Consider the following 19,961-nt stretch of genomic DNA (forward strand, 5'->3'; position numbering starts at 1 on the left):
CTGGCTTCGTCAGTATAAAAAGTACATTCGTCAGCTTAATATATACACTGTTTTCCGCGGTGACGAACTTGTTGCCGTATTACCTCTTTATCAGCGGAAGCATGAATGGTTTCAACTTCGCTTTATTGGTACCGGGGAATCGGAAGAGAGTGAAGTGTGTACCGAATACCACGATATCCTAATGCTCAAGGCACATCAGGAAGAGGCTTTACAGGTGCTGAAAGCGGCGCTGTTAGCTTCTGGCAAGGGCCTGGTGCTTGCCAACCTACGTCTGGATTCGCTGCTGCTAAGGCTATGTACGGAGCTTTATAGTGCTTCACTGACGCAATCTGCACAGGTTCAATCACGATATTATATCCCGCTGATAAATGACGGCTTGGCTAAGTCAAAAATCACTAAGAAATCAAAACGTTATGTTAACCTAACCCACCGTCTTGGCGGGCGACTACGTATTTGTGAAGACAAGCAAGATTTGCCGCAGTATTTTGATGAACTCGTCAGCTTGCATAAAAAGCGCTGGGGAAAGGCAAGCACGCCAACCATATTCGATAACAGTGATTTTTTACAATTTCATCGGGCTCTTGTGAAATCCTTTTTCGACAGTGGTGAGCTCATTCTGGCGACGTTGGATATCGATGGTCAGCCTGTTGCGGCTTTTTACGGCATGACGTCAGCAGATTCCGTATATTTTTATCAAAGTGGTATTGATGATGACTTTAAGCCGAATGTTTCACCAGGAACGGTTATTCATTTTCTGGTAGCACAAAAGGCAGCCCGGCGAGGTTTCAAAGAGTATGACTTTTTGGGAGCGTCTATCAATGATAGCTATAAACAACGGCTCACTGAAAATAGCGAGCCGTTAATTGGGATTAATGCTTATCATAATAAGGCACATCAATGGATTGATAGGCTGCGGGTAACTGCATGCAAAGTCATTAGACGACTTTCGAGACACTCAACTAGCAGTAATTAAAACTAGTTTGAGTGGAAACTAATCTTAATCAAACATTGCTACTCATCGCCAAACGCGTTCAAAAAGCCTCTCGCACAGTTTTCCCAGGTATAGGTGGCCACAGAGTGTCTTAATGCGTCTGGGTCCCAGGCATTATTCAGTGCAGCTTCAACACTATTGGCAACGGATAAAGCCGTTAGCTCATGGATTAATATCCCGTTGACGCCATCGGTAATGATTTCCGGAATGCCACCCACGGCCGTTGCTATCGGTGGGATGCCGGCAGCGAGTGCTTCCATAATCACATTTGGTACTCCCTCGCGATAACTTGGCAATATGAGTGCAGTCGCATTCATCAGCACGCCGGGAATATCTTTGTGCATAACAGGGCCGCGAAGCGTTATTCGATCACCAAGGTTTAATTGGGCGATCCGTTCTGCCATGGCTTGTTCTTCGGGGCCTTTACCGACGATATCTAATGTCACCTGAATGCCGTTCTCTTGCAGCAGCGCCATTCCGTCTATGAGTTCAAATACCCCCTTGGTTCGCAGCCAATTACCTATAAACAACAAACGCGGTGTGTGCTGTGCAACGGGGGGTGCTGAAAAAGCATCAAAACTCACGCCGTTGTACACTGTCGAGAGCGGAAGGGGAGAGGTGGCTTTCTGAGAGATTTTATTAGCCAAGTCTTTGCTTACGGTGATGACTGCATCTGCGCATTGAAAAGCATTGAGCATCTGCGATTGTCTACCGTTTTGTTGGAAATGGAGGTTGATATCAGTGCCAACGCAGTGAATCACCACGCGGTTGCCATAAATACGCTTAAACCAAGTGGCGACCACACCTTCAGGAAACGCCCAACTGGCAACGATCTTCTCTGAACGGGCAAGTTTAATGAAAGGAAAAATGCAACAAAGCATTGAAATCAGCAAGGTCAGCGAATAGGTGCGACGCCCAAAACCTGGCAGAAAAAGAAATGGGAAAAAGCAGGCACGGCTTTGCTTTAGCTTGCCTTTTAGCAGTTGCTTAAAATAAATATGGGCAGGAACAGGAACCAGCACATCTACGTCTGCAAAATCGCGTAAAGCCTCTACTATTTGATAGTTGTATGCCGCTCTGGTTGGCTCCCAGGGTGAAGGATACAAGTTGGTAAAATAGGTAATTGCACTGCGCTTCATAATGCATTGACGGCTTTTAGATAAATGTCAGAGACCTGACTAATGTCAAAAGAAGATTTCACTAGCGCCAAACCATTGGCTGAGAGTTCTTGCCATTGAATTTCATTGGTTGCTATTTCATTCATCGCTGCCGTGAGCGATGCCTGGGTATCATCGACAAACAGACAAAAGTGCTGTTGTTGATCGAGGTTGGGTATTTCACCCACTCGGGTAGATATGGCCGGTATTCCTCTGGCAAGGGCTTCAATGAGCGCCATTGGCAAGCCTTCTGTGGTTGAATTTATAACCAGGCAATCAAGGTACTTGTAAATCTCGTCTTCATCCAACACATTGCCGTGTGTAAATACCCGGTTATGTAACTGGTGCTGCGCAATCGCCCGCTCAACATTTTCTCTTTCTGGTCCATCACCAAAAAGATGCAATTCACATGCATTTTCATTGTTCAATGCAGCAAAGGCATGAACAACTTTATCAATTTGTTTAAGGGGGACCATTCTGGCAACACACCCAAAGCGGAAGGGTCGAGATGGCGATTGCGGTAAGGCTGAGCTTGCTATAACACCATTTTGGATCACTGCAGTATTTTCAGGAGACCAGTTATAGCGTGCTTTCACACTGGCTTTCACTTTTTCTGATACTGCAAAGTCCTGATCGATATAAAGTGCGGCTATCCAGTGACTTAGACGCATGCCTCTTTGAGAAGGAGAATCTTCACCGTGATGGGTATAGATGACCTTTTTATCCAGCAAGAATGGGAAAATGGGCATGAATGCCCGTATCACTGCAGGGGAATGGATATGAATGATGTCGAAGTCGCGGATGAGGCGCTTGGCTTTTGCCAGGCGCTTAAGCACACTTTGCGTATTGTTAATTACTCTGATCCCACGCTTTTCTACAATAGCTTGAAAAGGATCATTTGCATGCCCATAACTCAGAGCTGCCACTTTATTACCTTGCTCATGTTGGTAAGTCAGCAGGTTTACAGCACATTTTTCTGCACCCCCAACCTGAAAGCTGCTCACACAGTGCAGTATTTTTTGAGTCTTCATTCTATATCCGTTTGGCGTAGGTGAGCATTTTCTTAAGGGCTGTGTCATCCATCATGTATTCGATGGTGAACCGACAGAGGTCATATCGGTTCTTCGATAAATTCACATTTACGCCAGGATGAAAATTAAAGGCAATTTCGTAGCCATTATTTATAAGTGCTTCAATGACACTGTCATTGTAAGTGTTTTTACTTCCAACCGGATAACTAAAAGCGCGCACTTTCTTACCAAGCTTCTCTTCCAAAATCGACTTAGAATGGCTGAGCTCAAAAAGCATCTGTTCATCATCCAATTTGGCGAGAATATCGTGGCTATGCGAATGTGCGCCAATATCCATACCATTCGCACTCAATTCGCGAATGTGCTCCCATGTCATAAACTCTGAATTTGGGTAAGCAGTGGGCTTGCCTACAAAGTTCTCAATATCGGTAATTTGTTGGCAAATTGGTGACGTAGACTGCTTAATTTGATTGAGTATTAAGCGTACAAAAATTTGTCGGTTACCGGTTAATTCTACGGTTTCTTTCCAGTAGGGGAGTTTTATCTTCTTAATATGGGAACGCTGAATTAAATAAGCGACCTTGTCCCACCAGGGAAGCTCTGCATTTTCTATAAGACCCGTAGCAATAAAGAACACCGCTGGGATTTTCAATGACTTGAGAATTGGGTAGGCCAATTCAAAATTGTCCCGGTAACCATCGTCAAAAGTCACAACGAGATACTTTCCATCAGCCCGAGATGTGTTGCTGACTAAATCAATGAGCTCACTCAGACTAATAATATCAAAGTACTGTTTGAGGTAAGTGAGGTGTTGTTGAAGTTTTTCTGCAGAGCAGGAATAAACATTCGGATCCAGTTTACTGCTGGCAACATCACCTATCCGGTGCAGATTGAGTACATAAACACCATTGGGCAAGTGTTTCCAACGAAAGTCGGAAACGCCCAATAATGACTCAACTTTTGACTGTATCCTTTTGGCTAGCACATTACATCCTTTTAAATGCTGGCTTTTTCAAAATAAAATCGCGGTAATCGTTAGGTTCGCCTTGCTCACCGGCTTCGGCTGCTTTGGCGATGTTGTACATTTCCCTTGCACTTACATAATGTAATTTGTATTGCTCACCATCATTATACTTTTCATTTAAATGACGGTGCATGGCTTCGATAGGCTCGCCGAGTAGTGCAGGCATATCGACATCTTGAGCGCCGTGGGTATGAATTTTAATGAAAATCCAGTTTGGCTGCCCTTCAACGTGAATGTGTTTATCTACCCAGTTATCAATACGTGCCGGTGAAGGGCGCATGTTATCGCGAATATCCGCGCGTTCTATCTTCGGCAGAATACCAAATTTGAAGGCTTCACGGTTGAAGCCCATAGGGCCTTGCATAATGAGCATGTCACCGCTTGCACTGCCGTTTTTATACATAAGTTTGCCGGTATTATAGGACTTGGGCTTGTTTGGGTCATCTTTGGCGTAATAGAAACAGTTAGTCAGTGACGGCTGTGTTGAGTCTGGTGAGGGGAATGTCATATCGACATAACAGCCAGTTTCTTTCAACACAATGAGCTCGTCATTCACGCCACACCAATGGCCTTTGGGATGAGAGTTATCAAGAGCCCAGTTACCGTGAATAAATGCGTAAACAGGCTTTCCTGTTACAGGATCGGTCGCCAGCGCGCCGTGTTTTTCATGCAGTGTCTGTGCAAAATTGCTCAAAACCATACGCAGATTATCACTGGTGTCGTTTTCGTGGTGAAGGTGTATCTCTATTTCACCAAATCCTCTGGCACATAAATCTGACAGCTTGTTCAAGTGTTCTTCGCGGTATTCTTCTTCAGGGAAGAAAAACGAATGTTTAGGGTGACAGCCGTCGGCATCAGTGAATTTTTCCGCCATTTTGGGGTAGTCATTAAACCAACGATCAACACGCTCTCTCTCAAGCTCAATATTGTCTTTATTTAACCACTGAGGTTCGTAGTGATCGACAAAACAGAACATGACATGCGTGGTGCCGGATGTTTGAGGCTTACTGGAAAAAAAAGCTTTTCTCCAATACCCGAGGATCCAAGGATGCATGTCTTTTTTATAAATAAGCACGACTGCAAAGGACACAGCGAGCAGTAAAAGAAACACGAAGGTAAGAAGAATATAAAAAGTCATTAGCGGGCCGTTCTTTTCCAGGTTGCAGACTGCTTTGATGTTAAAAAGCGAATGAATCCCTGTCCGAGGGAAACGTTCATAGAGACAAAAAATGTGACAAGTTTAATAATGGCAGCGAGTTTTCCCTTTTTGCTTTCAGACATATTTAAACCATAAAAATACACCAGATAGAAGAGGGCATGACCGCACATCAGAACACTGTAAATTGGGCTGCCAAAAGCAAGCATAATATTGGTTACTAATGCCAAAAGCATGAAGTGAGGCACAAACCAGCGCACAATCTTATGGCTAATGTAGGCAAAGCAACGGGTACCTGCCATCGGGCTAAGTACCCAGCCAAGACGACTCATCGCCTGGTAGTTGCCGGCACCAATTCTCACTCTACGGCTCGCTTCTTCGCTAAGGTTAGGGGCTATTTCTTCAATGGCCCGAGCTTCCGGGTTATACGTTAACCGGTATCCTTGCCGCGCTACCCCCATAAACACACAGAAATCATCAATGATGGTGTTCTCTGGTAAGGGTTCATAAAGTTCAGTACGAATAGCATAAATGGCACCGTTCGCCCCGAGCATTGCGTTAATGCGAGATTCATGGAACTTAAGCACCTGCTCATACTTCCAGTAGAGGCTGTCTTTATTGTTACCAGAAAATGCGTCGACAAGCTCTAGTTCGCCGCATACGCCGCCTATTTCGGGTTCACGGAAATCAGCGACCAACTTGTTAATTGCATCTGGCTGGAAAAACGTATTTGCATCGGAAAAAACAGTGATGGGGGTTTTTACCTGGTTTAGCAAATCGTTAAGTACGTTAATCTTGCCGCGGTTTTGTTCAAATAAAACGGCTTCAAAACGTGGGTCAGTAAATTCGCTTAATAGCGCATTGGTCTTATCTGTGCTGCCGTCAGATCCAATGAGAATGCGCAACTTTTCAGCGGGATAATTTAGCGCGAGTAAGTTTTCAACCCGCGCTTTTATACACTTTTCTTCGTTATAGGCAGCAATTACCACCGTGACCTCAGGGAGCTCGCTTTCGCGTTTACGGCGCCCCTGTTTACTCAGTACGAACTTCGTGTCTTTGATTGCCTGTTTCAAGCTACTTAATAGAATGAGCAGAACTGGATACACAGTATAGGTGTAAAGGATTGCACCAACACTTAGCCAGAAGACGGTTGTGAGAATAGTAGTCATTGTTTAGGCTTCGCTGGTATGCCTAATGCAGTGCAGTTAGAAGGTATATCTTTCACTACTACCGCATTGGCGCCAATTTTTACGTTGTCGCCGATGGTCACCCCACCGATTATTTTAGCCCCAGTGCCAATAAATACATCATTACCGATAGTGGGTGACAGTCCTTTTTCATCGCCAATAACCACGCCGCTTTCAATAACCACACGCTCACCGGTTACGACCTTGCTGTTAATCACCACACCCACAGGGTGCATGATCACCAAACCTTTACCGAACTGGGCTTTCACACCAATAACACAACCGTTGAACCATTTATTCAAAATTTGAAAAATGAGTCCGAGTGGACTGAGGAATCCTCGGCTGCACAGATGAGATAAGCGGAACAAAAATGTCGCACTTGTTCCGTCAGTCAATAAAAGTCTGAGTAGTGAGAGGTGAGCACCATCGTCGGCAAAGATAGCTTGTTTGTATTTGAGGTCGCTCTTGAAAATGTTTAACACTAACTTGTACTTCCATATTTTCGCTAACTGCGAGCACAAGAGTGTGCCCGCGGCTGTTTACGTTAAATCTAACTTTTCAGTTCGTCTTCAATCAGACTTTTTGTATTTGATAATGTTTGATTACCAGGACGGATATTCAACGCTTGAGAAATCCACTTGTAAGCTTTATCGGGCTGTTTGTCTTGCAACAGTAACAGCGCGATATTATTCATTGCTTTCCAGTTTCTCGTTTGTTCGCCAAGCAAACCTTCATAAAACGCGATAGCCTTCTTAGGATGGAAATGGGAAAGCTCACTCACGTAAAGTAAATCTGCGTCATCGTAGCCACGGGTTTCATTGGCAAGTTCTTCTAACACGGCCAATCCCTTTTCCGGTTCGCCGGTTTCAACCAGTGCTTTGTATAACAGTTGTGCTGATTTGGTTGTACGCATATTCTTAAACGCTGCCGTGAGCGCAGGAATAGCTTCGTCGTAATTCTGCTCAGCTGAGCTGATTCGCCCGGCTATCTCTTGCGCCGTTGGTGAATTGGCTACAGAGGCCGGTAAAGAAGCCAGCACTTGTTTGGCTTCTGTGTAAGCTTTTTGGTTTACCAAAATATGGCTGCGCAATAGCAGGATTTGAGGGTCGGTTTTTATTTTCTCAGGCGCATTGTTCATGGCGCGAATCGCTGCGCGGTCGCCATCTGCCATCATGGTTGCTTCGAAAAACGCTTCATAAACCGGAATAGTGACAAAATTAGATTTTATGGCATTTCGTAAAGTATCTAACGCCGCTAACGGCTGTTTAAGTGCCATGAGCGATTTCGCTAATAAATAATCAACTTGAGGCTGGGTCTGATAATTAAATACAGACGAGCGGGCCTGGTTTACGACTTCTTTATAATCTTGCTGCAGGTAAGCCGCGTACAGTTTTGTAAATGCGGTGGTTGATGCATTGCCAGCGAGCAACGAATCCAGACTTCTGTAGCCACTTTTCGTGCCTGATACAGCACCGGATGCCGTGTATGCACCATAAAGTGCTGCATGGTCGTTAGGCGAGTCCGTTAATACCTTTTTATAACCGTCCAGCGCTTCCTCTACATTACCCTCTGCCATCGCCCGGTCTGCAAAAAACTTTGTTGCTTCGAGGTTTGACGGAGAGATTGCTTGGATTTTGCTATAAATCGATGCCAGTGCTGCGCGGTTACCAATTAGTTTTTCAAATTTAACTAAAATAAGTAAATTTTCAATATTGTCTGGCTCGGCTTCTATCCAGTCTTGGATGATCGCACGGGTATTATCGATGTCACCTTCCGATGCTTTCATCGCTACAAGCATCAGCTTAGATTGAAAACTATTGCCGCTAGCTGCACCCGCAACAATTTCTTCAGAGGCTGATTTAAGCAGCTCTGAACCGTCGGTGTCACCCACACCCAGTTTCATGATACCGAGTTGCTGGCGTTGTTCAGGGGTTTCAAAATCGTCAGCTTTAATATTCTTTAGAATTTTAGCGGCTTGTGCATTTTCACCGGTTAACAAAAGCGCGGAAGCGGCTTTTGCTGCCAAGCGGGTATTACTGGCAATCAGCGACGGTTGTCTTTCATATAAGGTATAAGCATCCATGTAATCGCCAGCAGAGAGCTTGGCGGCGATGTACATTTGTAGGCCAGGGTGATTAGGTGGAAATTTATCAACCAGTTTCTCTAAATAAGAAAGCGCCTGTTCGTAGTTTCCAATCTGGAAGTGGGAAATACCCGCCACATAAATTGTCGTAGTTGAAATGAAATTTTGTGCAATAACTGCGTCGATATATCTAGCCGCACTCTCAAAGTCTTGTCTTGATAAAGCGGCGATGGATTTAAGCTGATTGGCCAACGGGTGGTTTGGTACGATCTGAAGCACATTGTCGATGTACTTCTCGGCCTCAGGGAACGCTTTCGCTTTTAACAGTGCTTCACCAATTTTAAGATTGAGTTGTGCGAAATAGGGTTTCAGTTTTAACAGCGCTTTGTAGTTATCAGCGGCAGCAGTAAAATCTCCCGCTGCCTGAAGGATCTCTGCTATTAAAGAGCGAATTAACCAATCCTCCGGGTACTTTTGTACCAGGGCATCAGTGGCCTGAATGTTGTCTACGTTCTCGTTAATCAAAAACTGATTGATGATAAATTCCACGTCATCAATGCGTTCGCTTTGTGAAGGCGCATTGATTTTAGCGACGGCAGCTCTCGCGGCTTGTAAGTGTTCATTAGTGGAATCAATGGATTTTGAACGGCCTGAAATTACGGCAGCAATGGTCTCAACCTTAACGGTGTTCTCATCATTCAGGCTGCTTTTGAATTCTTCAAAGGTGACTTCGAAAACATCAAGGTCTGCCATAGAGTACAGTGCGAGAAAGTATTCTTCGGCAAAGTCGTTGATATCACCGCGCTGGGTTAAGACTTTGTCAAACGTGGTGATAGAACTGACCATATCGCCTACTTCAAAATAGATTCGGGCAAGCTCAATTCTTGGTCTAATGTCTTGTGGAGATTGCTGGACGGCTGCTTTTAAATGAATGATTGCTTGTTTGTAATCATCTTCGCTGAGCGCTGTTTGCGCTTCATTTAAAAGTTCATCTGTGGTCATCTGAGAGCAAGCGGCAACCCACATCGTTGAAGCAACAAAAGTGAGCGCTTTCGTTATTCTTTTTATACCCATATATACAGCGTGTCCTTCTTAAAATGAGTGGTTACTTTAATCGTTCTCCTATCAAAAGGAAAGTATGAAACCTTGAGGGAAAGTATGAAGGGAACGGTCTATTGCAGGCGGGAGAGTAGATGTAAAAAAAGGCGACACAAGGTCGCCTTTTTTCGCTAAGCGTTAAAACGCTTATTTGTTCTTACGACGAGCACTCATACCCAGACCAACCAGGCCCAGAGCAAGTACTGCAACAGTTGATGGCTCTGGAACGCTTACAGGAGCTGCAACGAAACCAGCAGACAAGTCACCAGTTACTGAAGGCAGGTTAGCCAGCGTATCGAAGTCACCATTTACAGTTAACAGTGAGTAGAACGGAATTGGGTCTACGAAGTATTCTTCACCTTCAGTAGTCAACACGAAATCAGTGAAATCGAAGTTGAAGTTACCAGTACCGTTTGCATACTGACCGTAGGCATTAGTCACTGCAGACGCAGAACCAATCAGGATGTCGTCGCCGTTGTTAGTAGTAGTACCGTCGATCAAGCTGTCTACGCCAGTATCCAGGTTAACGTCGATGTACAGGCTGAACTGTGCTTGCGTCGCAGTGAAGTCAGTTGCATTGGTAGAAGTAGTACCAGATGCAGTCAGAACTGCGTACAGGCTGTAAGAGTCAGCAAGTTCAGTACCGAAAACTGGCATTGAACCGTTATTTTGGAACAGTGCAGTCAGGTAAGCCATTGCGCCAGTAGTGAAACCGCCTTGGCCGTCAAAAATCAGTTCTTCAACGTAACCACCGTTGAATTTATCACCAGTCTTAACTGTACCGTTGTAGTCTGTCTCATCGATAGAGAAATCCAGATACTCTGGAGTTTGCGCGTTAGCAGAAAAACCAGCAACCAAACCAGCTGTCAGAGCTAAAGATTTTACAATTTTATTAAATTTCATGACCATCTCCATATTAAATTCGTTCGGCTATCAGCCTCGCTAAGATGGTAGCAGTTATGATGCCAACTTTTTTAATCATTGTTTTTAAAGGGTTTTGTGTTTTTGGGTGAAGTGTGGAAAAGCGCGTTGTAAAAATCCCTGACAGTATTTTTCGCTATTTCTCGGTGACGACGCGCTCTGCAATCTTAAACTTTAGTCGCTGAATAATGCCGCGGTTACCAAACGGGCACCAAGTTCTACTTAGTTTATTCTTATAGGCATCGAAATGTAAGCCATGGGGAGCAGAAAGTACCTTTCCGCGGCCTAACAAGATCTTCAGTGCTGTTGTTTCTGCGATACCCGCACACAGGCTAACGGCCATGGCGGTGGACGGGCCTTTGCGCGCATGAAAATCAACGGCGGTTGCGTCTACCAGGTAGTCTCGTTGAAGCATGGCGGGGGACAAACCAATAAGAAACTGAATTAATTGGCCTTCTTCGGTTTTTTTATCTTCAAACCGGAAGTACTCTTCGTAAGTCATTTGACCGGGCATAAAACAGAGCAGGGCGGCGCCCATGCCTAGTGGCGCAGCAGTAACTACAGGGATGTTCTTTTCATAGCAACGTCGGAAAACCAGTTTTCTGGCTGCCAGTGCAAAAAAGTCGAGACTGTCTATATAAAGGTCTACACCGTCGAGGAAGTCGTCGACATTGGATTCATCAATGCCTTGAGGGTACTCATTAATACGAAGCTCTGGATTAATATCCTTCAGCATGGTAGTCATCACACTGATTTTATCCTGATCTTTTGTCGATACAAAGGCGCCTGATTGGCGGTTAATATTGTGAATATCGAACTGGTCAAAATCGGATATGTTAAGATTTCCGACACCCAGTCTAGCAAGGGTAATACTGTGTAGTCCGCCCACACCGCCGCAACCGGCTATTGCAACCCGCTTATTGCGCAACGAGGCTTGTTCTTCATGCGTTACCCAACCAATGTTCCGGGAAAACGCTACATCATAGTTAAAATCCATACGTTACTCAGTTATTCTGAATGCTTCAGTTTAGCTTAACCTTTATAGGGTAAGTTAATATCATGACATATAAAATGTTACCACGTTAAAATTCGCTGGAATAAAGAATAGGGATGCCGAGGTGAAGTACTTTCGAATTTTAGTATTGCTGATTGTTGGAATAAACAGCGTTACCGCCGAACCACTTAAAGATGTAGTAAAAAAAATTAAACCGTCCGTGGTTGGGGTAGGCTTCTATGCGCCCATGGCCACAATAAGTCACCAACTCAAAGGAACGGGTTTTGTGATAGGAGATGGCCGCTATGTAGTGACCAATTCTCATGTCATTTTAGCGGTGCCTCAGGAAGAAAATATAAAGTTCAATGAAGTGGTATTTGTGCCCAAAGGCAGGCAAACAGGTATTGCGAAAGTTAAACAGGTGTTCACTGATGAGGAACACGATTTATCTATTCTAGAACTGACGAAGCCATTGCCGGCCGTGCGTCTGCTATCAGAGACAGAAAACCTGGATGATGGAGCGGACGTGGCGATGACAGGATTTCCCATCGGTGCTGTGCTTGGATTGTACCCAGCTACGCACCGAGGTATCGTCGCGGCTTACTCCCCCAATGTCATTTCTGCCGCAAATAGCACCCAGTTATCTGAGGCTTATCTGGCCAGTTTGCGCAATCCATTTATGGTGTATCAGCTTGATATTACAGCTTATCCTGGCAATAGCGGCAGCCCAGTTTATAATGCGGAAACCGGAGAAGTATTTGCTGTTATTAATAAAGTTTTTATTAAAGAAACCAAAGAGTCAGCAATCACTGCGCCAAGCGGTATCACTTACGCTATTCCTGTAGAGCATGTTTATGCGCTAGCAAGAAAGCATGGCATTTCGTTGTAAAAGAAATCAGGTTTAAAATCGGCGTTGATTTTGCTTTCGATCTTACAGTCTGGTTTTCCAGTATTATTTTAAAATTGATTGAGTATCTTGCTCAACACGTAGCATTTATCTAGGGAGCACGATATGAAAGTGTTAGTGACAGGGGCGGCCGGCTTCATTGGTTCGTATGTTTCAGCTTTTCTGATTGAACGTGGGGATGAGGTTGTCGGCATTGATAATCTAAATGATTATTACGATGTGTCGTTGAAAGAGGCACGTCTGCAACGTATTACATCTTTGCCTGGCGCAGAAAAATTTACTTTCATAAAGATGGGCGTCGAAGATCGTCCGGCCATGGAAGCACTATTTGCAGAGCAAAAGTTTGACAAAGTGGTGCATCTAGCGGCGCAAGCAGGGGTGCGTTATTCGTTGGAAAACCCTCACGCTTATATAGACGCGAACATTGTGGGTTTCATGAACATACTTGAAGGGTGCCGTCATAACGATGTGAAACACTTAGTGTATGCGTCATCTAGTTCGGTGTACGGCGCTAACGAAAGTATGCCCTTCGCAGTAGAAGACAATGTCGATCACCCAGTATCACTCTATGCGGCGAGCAAAAAAGCTAACGAGTTGATGGCGCATACCTACAGCCATTTGTACGGGTTGCCAACGACCGGACTGCGATTCTTCACCGTATACGGCCCATGGGGGCGCCCTGATATGGCGCTGTTCTTGTTTACTAAAGCCATTTTAGAAGACAAGCCGATCAAGGTGTTCAATTACGGTAACCACCGTCGTGATTTTACTTACATTGATGACATTGTAGCCGGCGTGATTGCCACGCTGGACAACAATGCTAAAGGCGATGACAACTGGTCAGGTGAGGAGCCTAACCCAGGTTCAAGTAAAGCGCCTTGGAAGGTGTATAATATTGGGGCGCAAACGCCGGTGCACTTGCTGACTTACATTGAAACCCTGGAAAACGCCCTGGGCAAGAAAGCAGAAAAAGAAATGCTACCGATGCAGAAAGGCGATGTGCCTGACACTTTTGCGGACGTGGAAGCCTTAGTAAAAGATACTGGGTACCGTCCAAAAACTGATATCGCTACGGGTATTGGCCAGTTTGTCGACTGGTATCGCGATTTCTATAAGGTATAACGAAGATATTTTTTTGCGGCACTCAATCTTTAATGAACTGCCGCAAATAGTCTTCCTTTTCCTCCGGCATATTGGGAATTTGATGTCGCAGGTTAAGTCTGATCTCCTCTAACATCGCGGCAAAGCCTGGCTTCAAACTTCCCTCAAGCAACGGTCGGTTGATGTAGTATGGCGCCCGCTTCCCATGGTAATTCACTACCGGCCCAATTTGCTGAAACTTTATTCCAACATAGCCCATACTTCTCGCCAAACGCGGCTCCATCATGACATACGCATGCTTTACACCAAACTCCAGTGCTGACGCGGCTGCGGCAAAATAAAGGCCAACAGCAATGAAAGGGAAGCACCGTAATTCGGTCTCAGAGTAGGTAACCGGGTTGATTGCACCCACTGCAGAACCGTCAAAGTCGTCCGAGCGACGTCGGCGGAAATATTTGGGAACAGCCAATCGCGATATCTCGCAAATTTCGTGGCGTTTAAATCGTACCGGACTAAGATCTTCCCGGGTAATGGATGACAGGCAGTATTTTTCAATTGGCAATTGCTGATGCGCTTCCAGCGGGCGTACTGCTCTTACCGTACCTGCCATTTCATTTGAACCAATATGTCTAATTAAACAATGGCGGGAATAGGCATCAAATTCGTCCGTTTCGAGACCTGACTCTTTGACGGGTTCGAAAGCTAATTCATCGCAATACACGTTGTGCCGTATTTTGTATACGGACTCACGCAACGTATCGTCGACAGCAAGCACCGGTTCGAGGTAAGTGCTGAAGTGTGACGATATATAATTCGCCTCACGTAATTGCTGATAGCCAGACACGAGTTTTCCGAAACGCGTCCGGCGGAACTTTTTGTTGATTGTGTCAAATATCGATTGATTAGCCATAAAGGATTTTTACTTCCTACTTCTAGTACCGCAACCTTACACTAAGGCTGCAAACTGGCACAGCGTGAATACATATCCCTCTTGATACTATAGGACAGATTCTGATATTTATGGCAATAATTAGAATTTCTTTATACGCCTTTGAATTGGATGGATTTACCGCCTTTCTGCAGGTAATTTGCTACGCCGATTGCGTGTGAAGGGTTATACGTGAACCCCCTGGTTAGTGTCAGTGATAGCGTTTCAACGCCAATAAAAAAGCCACAAAATGTGGCTTTTTCAGTACACCAATGTATTGTTTATGAAATCATAAAATTATGAATTCAGAGATGCTTTCATATCTTTACGACGTTGGTGCAGAAGGGGTTCGGTGTACCCGTTAGGTTGTGAAACACCATCAAAGATAAGCTCTCGGGCGGCTTTGAAGCCAATAGAAGAGGCCAGGTCAGGGGTCATCGGAATATACTCACCGTCGCCCTGATTTTGCTCGTCTACCAGTGTCGCCATACGCGTCAATGACTCATCTACCTGTTCAGCGGTAATAATGCCATGAACTAACCAATTAGCGAGGTGCTGAGAAGATATCCGCAGTGTCGCGCGGTCTTCCATTAAACCGACATTATTAATGTCTGGCACTTTTGAACAACCGATACCCTGATGAACCCAACGTACAACATAACCAAGAATACCCTGCACATTGTTATCAACTTCGCGTTGGATTTCTTCGCTGGTTAAAGATGCGCCTTCTGGCATCAGTGGAATAGTGAGGATGTCGGCAATGCCGTCATAATCCTGTTCACCCATCTTTGACTGCAGGCCAAATACATCAACTTCATGATAATGCAGGCTGTGCAAGGTCGCTGCGGTTGGGGAAGGTACCCACGCCGTATTGGCACCTGCTTTGGGGTGTCCCACTTTAGCTTCCATCATATTGGCCATCTGATCTGGAATGGGCCACATCCCTTTACCAATTTGCGCACGTCCGGAGAGCTGACATTTTAAACCCGTTTGCACGTTTGCTTTTTCGTATGCGGTTATCCACTGCATGGTTTTCAGTGTGCCTTTAGCCGCAAATGGACCCGCCTGCATTGAGGTATGAATTTCGTCGCCAGTGCGGTCGAGGAAACCGGTGTTGATAAACGCGACTCGCGATGATGCTGCACCAATACACGCTTTCAAATTGATGCTGGTTCGACGTTCTTCATCCATAATACCCATTTTCAAGGTGTCACGTTTCAAACCGAGCATGTCTTCCACACGGCCGAATAATGTATTGGCGAATGCCACTTCTTCCGGACCGTGCATTTTCGGTTTAACGATATAAATACTGCCGGTGCGGCTATTGTTGAACTTGCCGTTCCCCAATAAGTCGTGTTTGCCGATGAGAGAGGTGATCACACCATCCATAATGCCTTCAAATACCGGTTCGCCATCCAGCAGAATGGCATCGTTACGCATCAGGTGGCCTACATTGCGAACAAACATCAAGCTACGGCCAGAGAGAGTTACTGTGTCAATGCCATTGGCGGCGGTGTATTCCCGGTCTGACTGCATGGCACGCACAATTTTCTTGCCGCCCTTGCTCATGGTCAGTGATAAATCCCCTTTCATTAAGCCAAGCCAATTGCTGTACACCAGGGTTTTATCTTCGGCATCAACGGCTGCAACCGAGTCTTCACAATCCATGATGGTTGTGAGGGCAGCTTCAACCATAACGTCCTTCACGCCAGCCGGATCGGCTTGCCCAATAGGACTTTCTGCATCGATCTGAATTTCAAAGTGCAAGCCATTGTGTTTGAACAGCAGGGCGGTAGGGGCAGCGGCTTCACCTTGGAAGCCGATGAATTGTTCCGCTGATTGTAACGTAGTTTCACTGTCCTTTAAGGTAACCGCCAATTTGCCCTCGCTGATGGTGTATGCAGTGACACCTGTGTGAGAGGCATTCTCAAGCGGTAACATTGTATCGAGCAGCGATTTTGCTTTAGCGATAACCTTGTCACCACGAACAGGGTTATAGGCTGAGCCGGCTTCTGCGCCACCGTCGTCACTGATTACATCTGTGCCGTACAGTGCATCATAAAGACTGCCCCAGCGTGCATTTGCTGCATTCAGTGCATACCGGGCGTTATTAATCGGCACAACGAGTTGAGGCCCCGCCATGGTGGCAATTTCAGGATCTACATTAGTGGTGGTCGCCGTGGCGTCAGCAGGTTCGGGTTGTAAATATTCAATATCGCGAAGAAATTGCAGGTAGTCGTCACCGAACGCTGGCTTGCCTGCCTTGTGATATTCGTCGATTAACACTTGCAGGTGGTCGCGCTTATCAAGTAACGCTTGGTTGACTGGAACGAGGTCGACAAGCAGAGATTCGAAACCAGTCCAGAATCCCGCGCTATCTACGCCGGTGCCTGGCATTGCCTGTTCATTGATGAATGTGTTGAGTACTTCAGCAACCTGAAGTCTTCCGTGTTGAATGTAACCTTTCATAATGACCTCTACTCTTTAATGAATGGTTAGTGTAGAGGGTATTGGAGCGTATTTTTAATTTATGGTTTGTATGATTGCCATAATCCTTATGAATTATGGCATTCTTTGATTACATATTGCTCATTTCAGCTGCGAGATCACCGATGAGTCGGCGTAGCCAAATGTGACCTGCATCGTGATGGAGTAGGGCGCTCCAGGCCATCTTCAATGCAATAGGTGGAATGTCGAAGGGTGGCTCTTTCACAATCACGGTGGGGTCGTCTTTAAACAAACGTGCCGCTTTACTGGGTAGGGTGGCCACCAGGTTTTGTGTTTTCGCTATTTGTAATGCAGCATGGTAATGGCGAGTGAATACCCGGATAGCCCGCTGCTTACCCAGCTTCGTGAGCTCGGCGTCTACCCAGCCCAGTTTTTGTACCTCATTGGGGTCGATACCCACGCCGACACCGAAACCGGTTTTGCTTACCCAAATATGTTGAGCACTGAGGTAGCTGTCTAAATCCCATTTTAAATCCGCCAGTGGATGCGAGGCAGCCAGTACGCAACTAAAACTGTCATACCAAATTACCTTTTGGTGGAACGACAGGGGAAGTTCATCGAAACGGTTGATCGCCATGTCAACCTTGCCCTGTTCCACATCATGAAAAGTAACGTCACTGGGGGTAATTAAATCGAGGGTGATATTCGGTGCCAGTTTGCCGAGACGACCAACGAGTTCAAGTAGCAAGGTACTTTCAGCATAATCACTGGTCATAATACGAAAAGTGCGTGCGCTGGTTGCCGGGTCAAAATCCGTTTCTGGTTGAATAGAACTTTCCAGTTTACTCAACACATCGCGGATAACCGGTTGTAACTCAAGCGCTCGCTTGGTTGGCGTCATCCCTTCGCTGGTGCGAACCAGTAGCGGGTCTTTAAACAAATCCCGTAGACGCTTCAAACCATTGCTCATGGCTGGCTGAGTAATACTCAGCTGATTTGCTGCCCGGGTCACACTGCCTTCTCTAAGCAACACGTCGAGATAAACCAGAAGATTCAGATCAACTTTGGCTATATTCATGCTTCTAATGCCCCATATCAGGATTATTCTGTCTAACTATTATAATCGAATCGGTTTCACTGAACAGATGACTAATGGTCGGAGATTTTCTGCCCAATGTTCGCCTTAAGCACTGATACTTTGGTACGAAGTTAACAATCAGCCAGGCTGTGGATTTAAAATTGCCGTAATTATAGTCCAGAAAATAATAAAATCGGTGAATATAAAAAAGGCTCCCGAAGGAGCCAGAGGTTAGGAACCTATGTGCTTACACATCAAACTGGTTCATGGTGTTGTCGTCGCCTGAAGCTTTCAGTGCGCCTTCACCTGAGAAGTACTCTTTATGGGTGTCACCCAAGTCAGAGCCGGCCATGGCTTGGTGCTTAACGCACGCCAGACCCTGACGAATTTCTTTACGCTGAACACCTTTAACGTATGCCAGCATACCTTCGTCACCGAAGTAACCTTGCGCCAGGTTGTCAGTAGACAGTGCCGCAGTGTGGTAAGTAGGCAGCGTGATCAGGTGGTGGAAGATACCTGCTTCACGTGACGCATCGCGCTGGAAGGTCTGGATCTTCGCATCTGCAGCTGCAGCCAGTTCGCTGTCGTCATATTCTGCAGACATCAGTTTCGCACGGTCGTATGCAGATACGTCTTTGCCTTCTTCCTGCCATGCATCGAATACTTGCTGACGGAAGTTCAGTGTCCAGTTGAAAGACGGTGAGTTGTTGTAAACCAGTTTCGCATTCGGGATAACTTCACGGATAGCGTCAACCATGTCACCAATCTGACGTACGTGAGGCTTCTCTGTTTCAATCCACAGCAGGTCAGCACCGTGTTGCAGAGACGTAATACAGTCAAGTACCACGCGGTCGAAGCCGGAGCCGTCTTTGAATTTGAACAGACCATTAGGCAGACGAACAGGCTTAACCAGTTTGCCGTCTTGCTTGATAACCAGGTCGCCATCAGACAGGTCATCTGCACCGGAAACTTCAGTGGTGTCCAAAAATGCGTTGTACTGAGAAGCCAGGTCGCCAGGTGCGGTAGACACAGGGATTTTCTGTGTCAGACCAGCGCCTAATGAGTCAGTACGGGCAACAATAACACCGTCGTCTACGCCCAGCTCTAAGAATGCGTAACGAACAGCGTTGATTTTCGCCAGGAAGTCTTCATGAGGAACGGTAACTTTACCGTCCTGGTGACCACACTGTTTAGCATCGGATACCTGGTTTTCAATCTGGATACAGCAAGCACCCGCTTCAATCATTTTCTTCGCTAACAGGTAAGTGGCTTCTTCGTTACCGAAACCGGCGTCGATGTCAGCAATGATTGGTACTACGTGCGTTTCGAAATTGTCGATTTGCGCTTGGATAGCCGCTACATCGCCACCGTTTGCCTGTGCTGCATCTAATTGCTTGAACAGATCACCCAGTTCACGTGCATCAGCTTGACGCAGGAAAGTGTATAGCTCTTCAATCAGCATAGGAACGGTGGTTTTTTCGTGCATAGACTGGTCAGGCAGTGGGCCGAACTCAGAACGCAGGGCTGCAACCATCCAGCCAGAAAGGTACAGATAACTTTTGTTGGTAGTACCGTGATGTTTCTTAACAGCCAACATTTTTTGTTGACCTACGAAGCCGTGCCAGCAACCTAAAGACTGCGTGTAGCTTGCACTGTCGGCATCATACTCCTCCATATCTTTGCGCATGATAGCGGCAGTGTACTTGGCAATGTCCAGACCAGTTTTGAAACGGTTCTGTGCTTTCATGCGTGCGGCGTACTCTGGGTTAATACCTTCCCAGCTTCCTTTCTGCGCGGCTTTTAGCGTAGCAATAGTATCGATGTCTTGCTGATATTGCGACATAGAGGTCTCTCCCG

At 45.8% G+C, this 19,961-nt stretch carries 16 protein-coding genes; 3 read left to right on the forward strand and 13 right to left on the reverse strand.

Annotation, left to right across the window (positions count from 1 at the left end; genetic code table 11):
* The first annotated feature begins 181 nt into the window (after positions 1-181).
* Positions 182-973 (forward strand): GNAT family N-acetyltransferase, encoded by a 792-nt coding sequence (locus BFC18_RS11370; protein WP_170826598.1) that lies wholly within the window; start codon positions 182-184, stop codon positions 971-973.
* A gap of 38 nt (positions 974-1,011) precedes the next feature.
* Here the strand turns inward: BFC18_RS11370 and BFC18_RS11375 are convergent, their stop codons facing one another.
* From BFC18_RS11375 to BFC18_RS11415, 9 genes are all read right to left on the reverse strand, one after another.
* Positions 1,012-2,130: a glycosyltransferase gene (locus BFC18_RS11375; protein WP_070125671.1), complete on the reverse strand. Its 1,119-nt coding sequence runs from the start codon at positions 2,128-2,130 to the stop codon at positions 1,012-1,014.
* Positions 2,127-3,179, reverse strand: coding sequence for a glycosyltransferase family 4 protein (locus BFC18_RS11380; protein ID WP_070125672.1), 1,053 nt, complete (start codon positions 3,177-3,179; stop codon positions 2,127-2,129). The genes BFC18_RS11375 and BFC18_RS11380 overlap by 4 nt, the downstream gene beginning before the upstream one ends.
* Position 3,180: 1 nt before the next feature.
* Positions 3,181-4,164, reverse strand: a complete 984-nt coding sequence (locus tag BFC18_RS11385; protein WP_070125673.1) for a polysaccharide deacetylase family protein — start codon at positions 4,162-4,164, stop codon at positions 3,181-3,183.
* A 1-nt stretch (position 4,165) separates the two neighbouring features.
* Positions 4,166-5,341, reverse strand: coding sequence for a hypothetical protein (locus BFC18_RS11390; RefSeq protein ID WP_083273036.1), 1,176 nt, complete (start codon positions 5,339-5,341; stop codon positions 4,166-4,168).
* On the reverse strand, positions 5,341-6,528 hold the full coding sequence (locus BFC18_RS11395) for a glycosyltransferase family 2 protein (RefSeq protein ID WP_070125674.1): 1,188 nt from the start codon (positions 6,526-6,528) through the stop codon (positions 5,341-5,343). Before BFC18_RS11395 ends, BFC18_RS11390 begins: the two co-directional genes overlap by 1 nt.
* Positions 6,525-7,028 (reverse strand): serine O-acetyltransferase, encoded by a 504-nt coding sequence (locus tag BFC18_RS11400; RefSeq protein ID WP_139139002.1) that lies wholly within the window; start codon positions 7,026-7,028, stop codon positions 6,525-6,527. The genes BFC18_RS11395 and BFC18_RS11400 overlap by 4 nt, the downstream gene beginning before the upstream one ends.
* Before the next feature lie 68 nt (positions 7,029-7,096).
* Positions 7,097-9,703 (reverse strand): tetratricopeptide repeat protein, encoded by a 2,607-nt coding sequence (locus tag BFC18_RS11405; protein WP_070125675.1) that lies wholly within the window; start codon positions 9,701-9,703, stop codon positions 7,097-7,099.
* Positions 9,704-9,874: 171 nt separating this feature from the next.
* Complete coding sequence (gene pepA, locus BFC18_RS11410; RefSeq protein WP_070125676.1) at positions 9,875-10,630, reverse strand: flocculation-associated PEP-CTERM protein PepA; 756 nt, start codon at positions 10,628-10,630, stop codon at positions 9,875-9,877.
* A 154-nt stretch (positions 10,631-10,784) separates the two neighbouring features.
* Positions 10,785-11,645 (reverse strand): ThiF family adenylyltransferase, encoded by an 861-nt coding sequence (locus BFC18_RS11415; protein ID WP_070125677.1) that lies wholly within the window; start codon positions 11,643-11,645, stop codon positions 10,785-10,787.
* 121 nt (positions 11,646-11,766) lie between these two features.
* Between BFC18_RS11415 and BFC18_RS11420 the strand changes: the two genes are divergently transcribed.
* Together BFC18_RS11420 and BFC18_RS11425 are read left to right on the forward strand one after the other, a co-directional pair.
* The gene (locus BFC18_RS11420) at positions 11,767-12,531 is read left to right on the forward strand and encodes a S1 family peptidase (protein WP_139139003.1); all 765 of its coding nucleotides are present in this window, start codon (positions 11,767-11,769) and stop codon (positions 12,529-12,531) included.
* 123 nt (positions 12,532-12,654) lie between these two features.
* Entirely contained in the window at positions 12,655-13,671 is a 1,017-nt protein-coding gene (locus tag BFC18_RS11425) for an NAD-dependent epimerase (protein ID WP_070125679.1), read from the forward strand.
* 22 nt (positions 13,672-13,693) lie between these two features.
* Here the strand turns inward: BFC18_RS11425 and BFC18_RS11430 are convergent, their stop codons facing one another.
* The 4 genes from BFC18_RS11430 to BFC18_RS11445 form a co-directional block, all read right to left on the reverse strand.
* A complete protein-coding gene (locus BFC18_RS11430) occupies positions 13,694-14,560 on the reverse strand; it encodes a PEP-CTERM/exosortase system-associated acyltransferase (protein WP_070125680.1) in 867 nt (288 codons plus the stop codon).
* A 315-nt stretch (positions 14,561-14,875) separates the two neighbouring features.
* Complete coding sequence (locus tag BFC18_RS11435) at positions 14,876-17,047, reverse strand: malate synthase G (protein WP_070125681.1); 2,172 nt, start codon at positions 17,045-17,047, stop codon at positions 14,876-14,878.
* A 109-nt stretch (positions 17,048-17,156) separates the two neighbouring features.
* Positions 17,157-18,104, reverse strand: coding sequence for a LysR family transcriptional regulator (locus BFC18_RS11440; protein ID WP_070125682.1), 948 nt, complete (start codon positions 18,102-18,104; stop codon positions 17,157-17,159).
* Between the two features lie 247 nt (positions 18,105-18,351).
* Entirely contained in the window at positions 18,352-19,947 is a 1,596-nt protein-coding gene (locus BFC18_RS11445) for an isocitrate lyase (protein ID WP_070125683.1), read from the reverse strand.
* Positions 19,948-19,961 lie beyond the last annotated feature (14 nt).

The sequence above is a fragment of the Alteromonas confluentis genome, assembly GCF_001757105.1.
Taxonomy (GTDB): domain Bacteria; phylum Pseudomonadota; class Gammaproteobacteria; order Enterobacterales; family Alteromonadaceae; genus Alteromonas; species Alteromonas confluentis.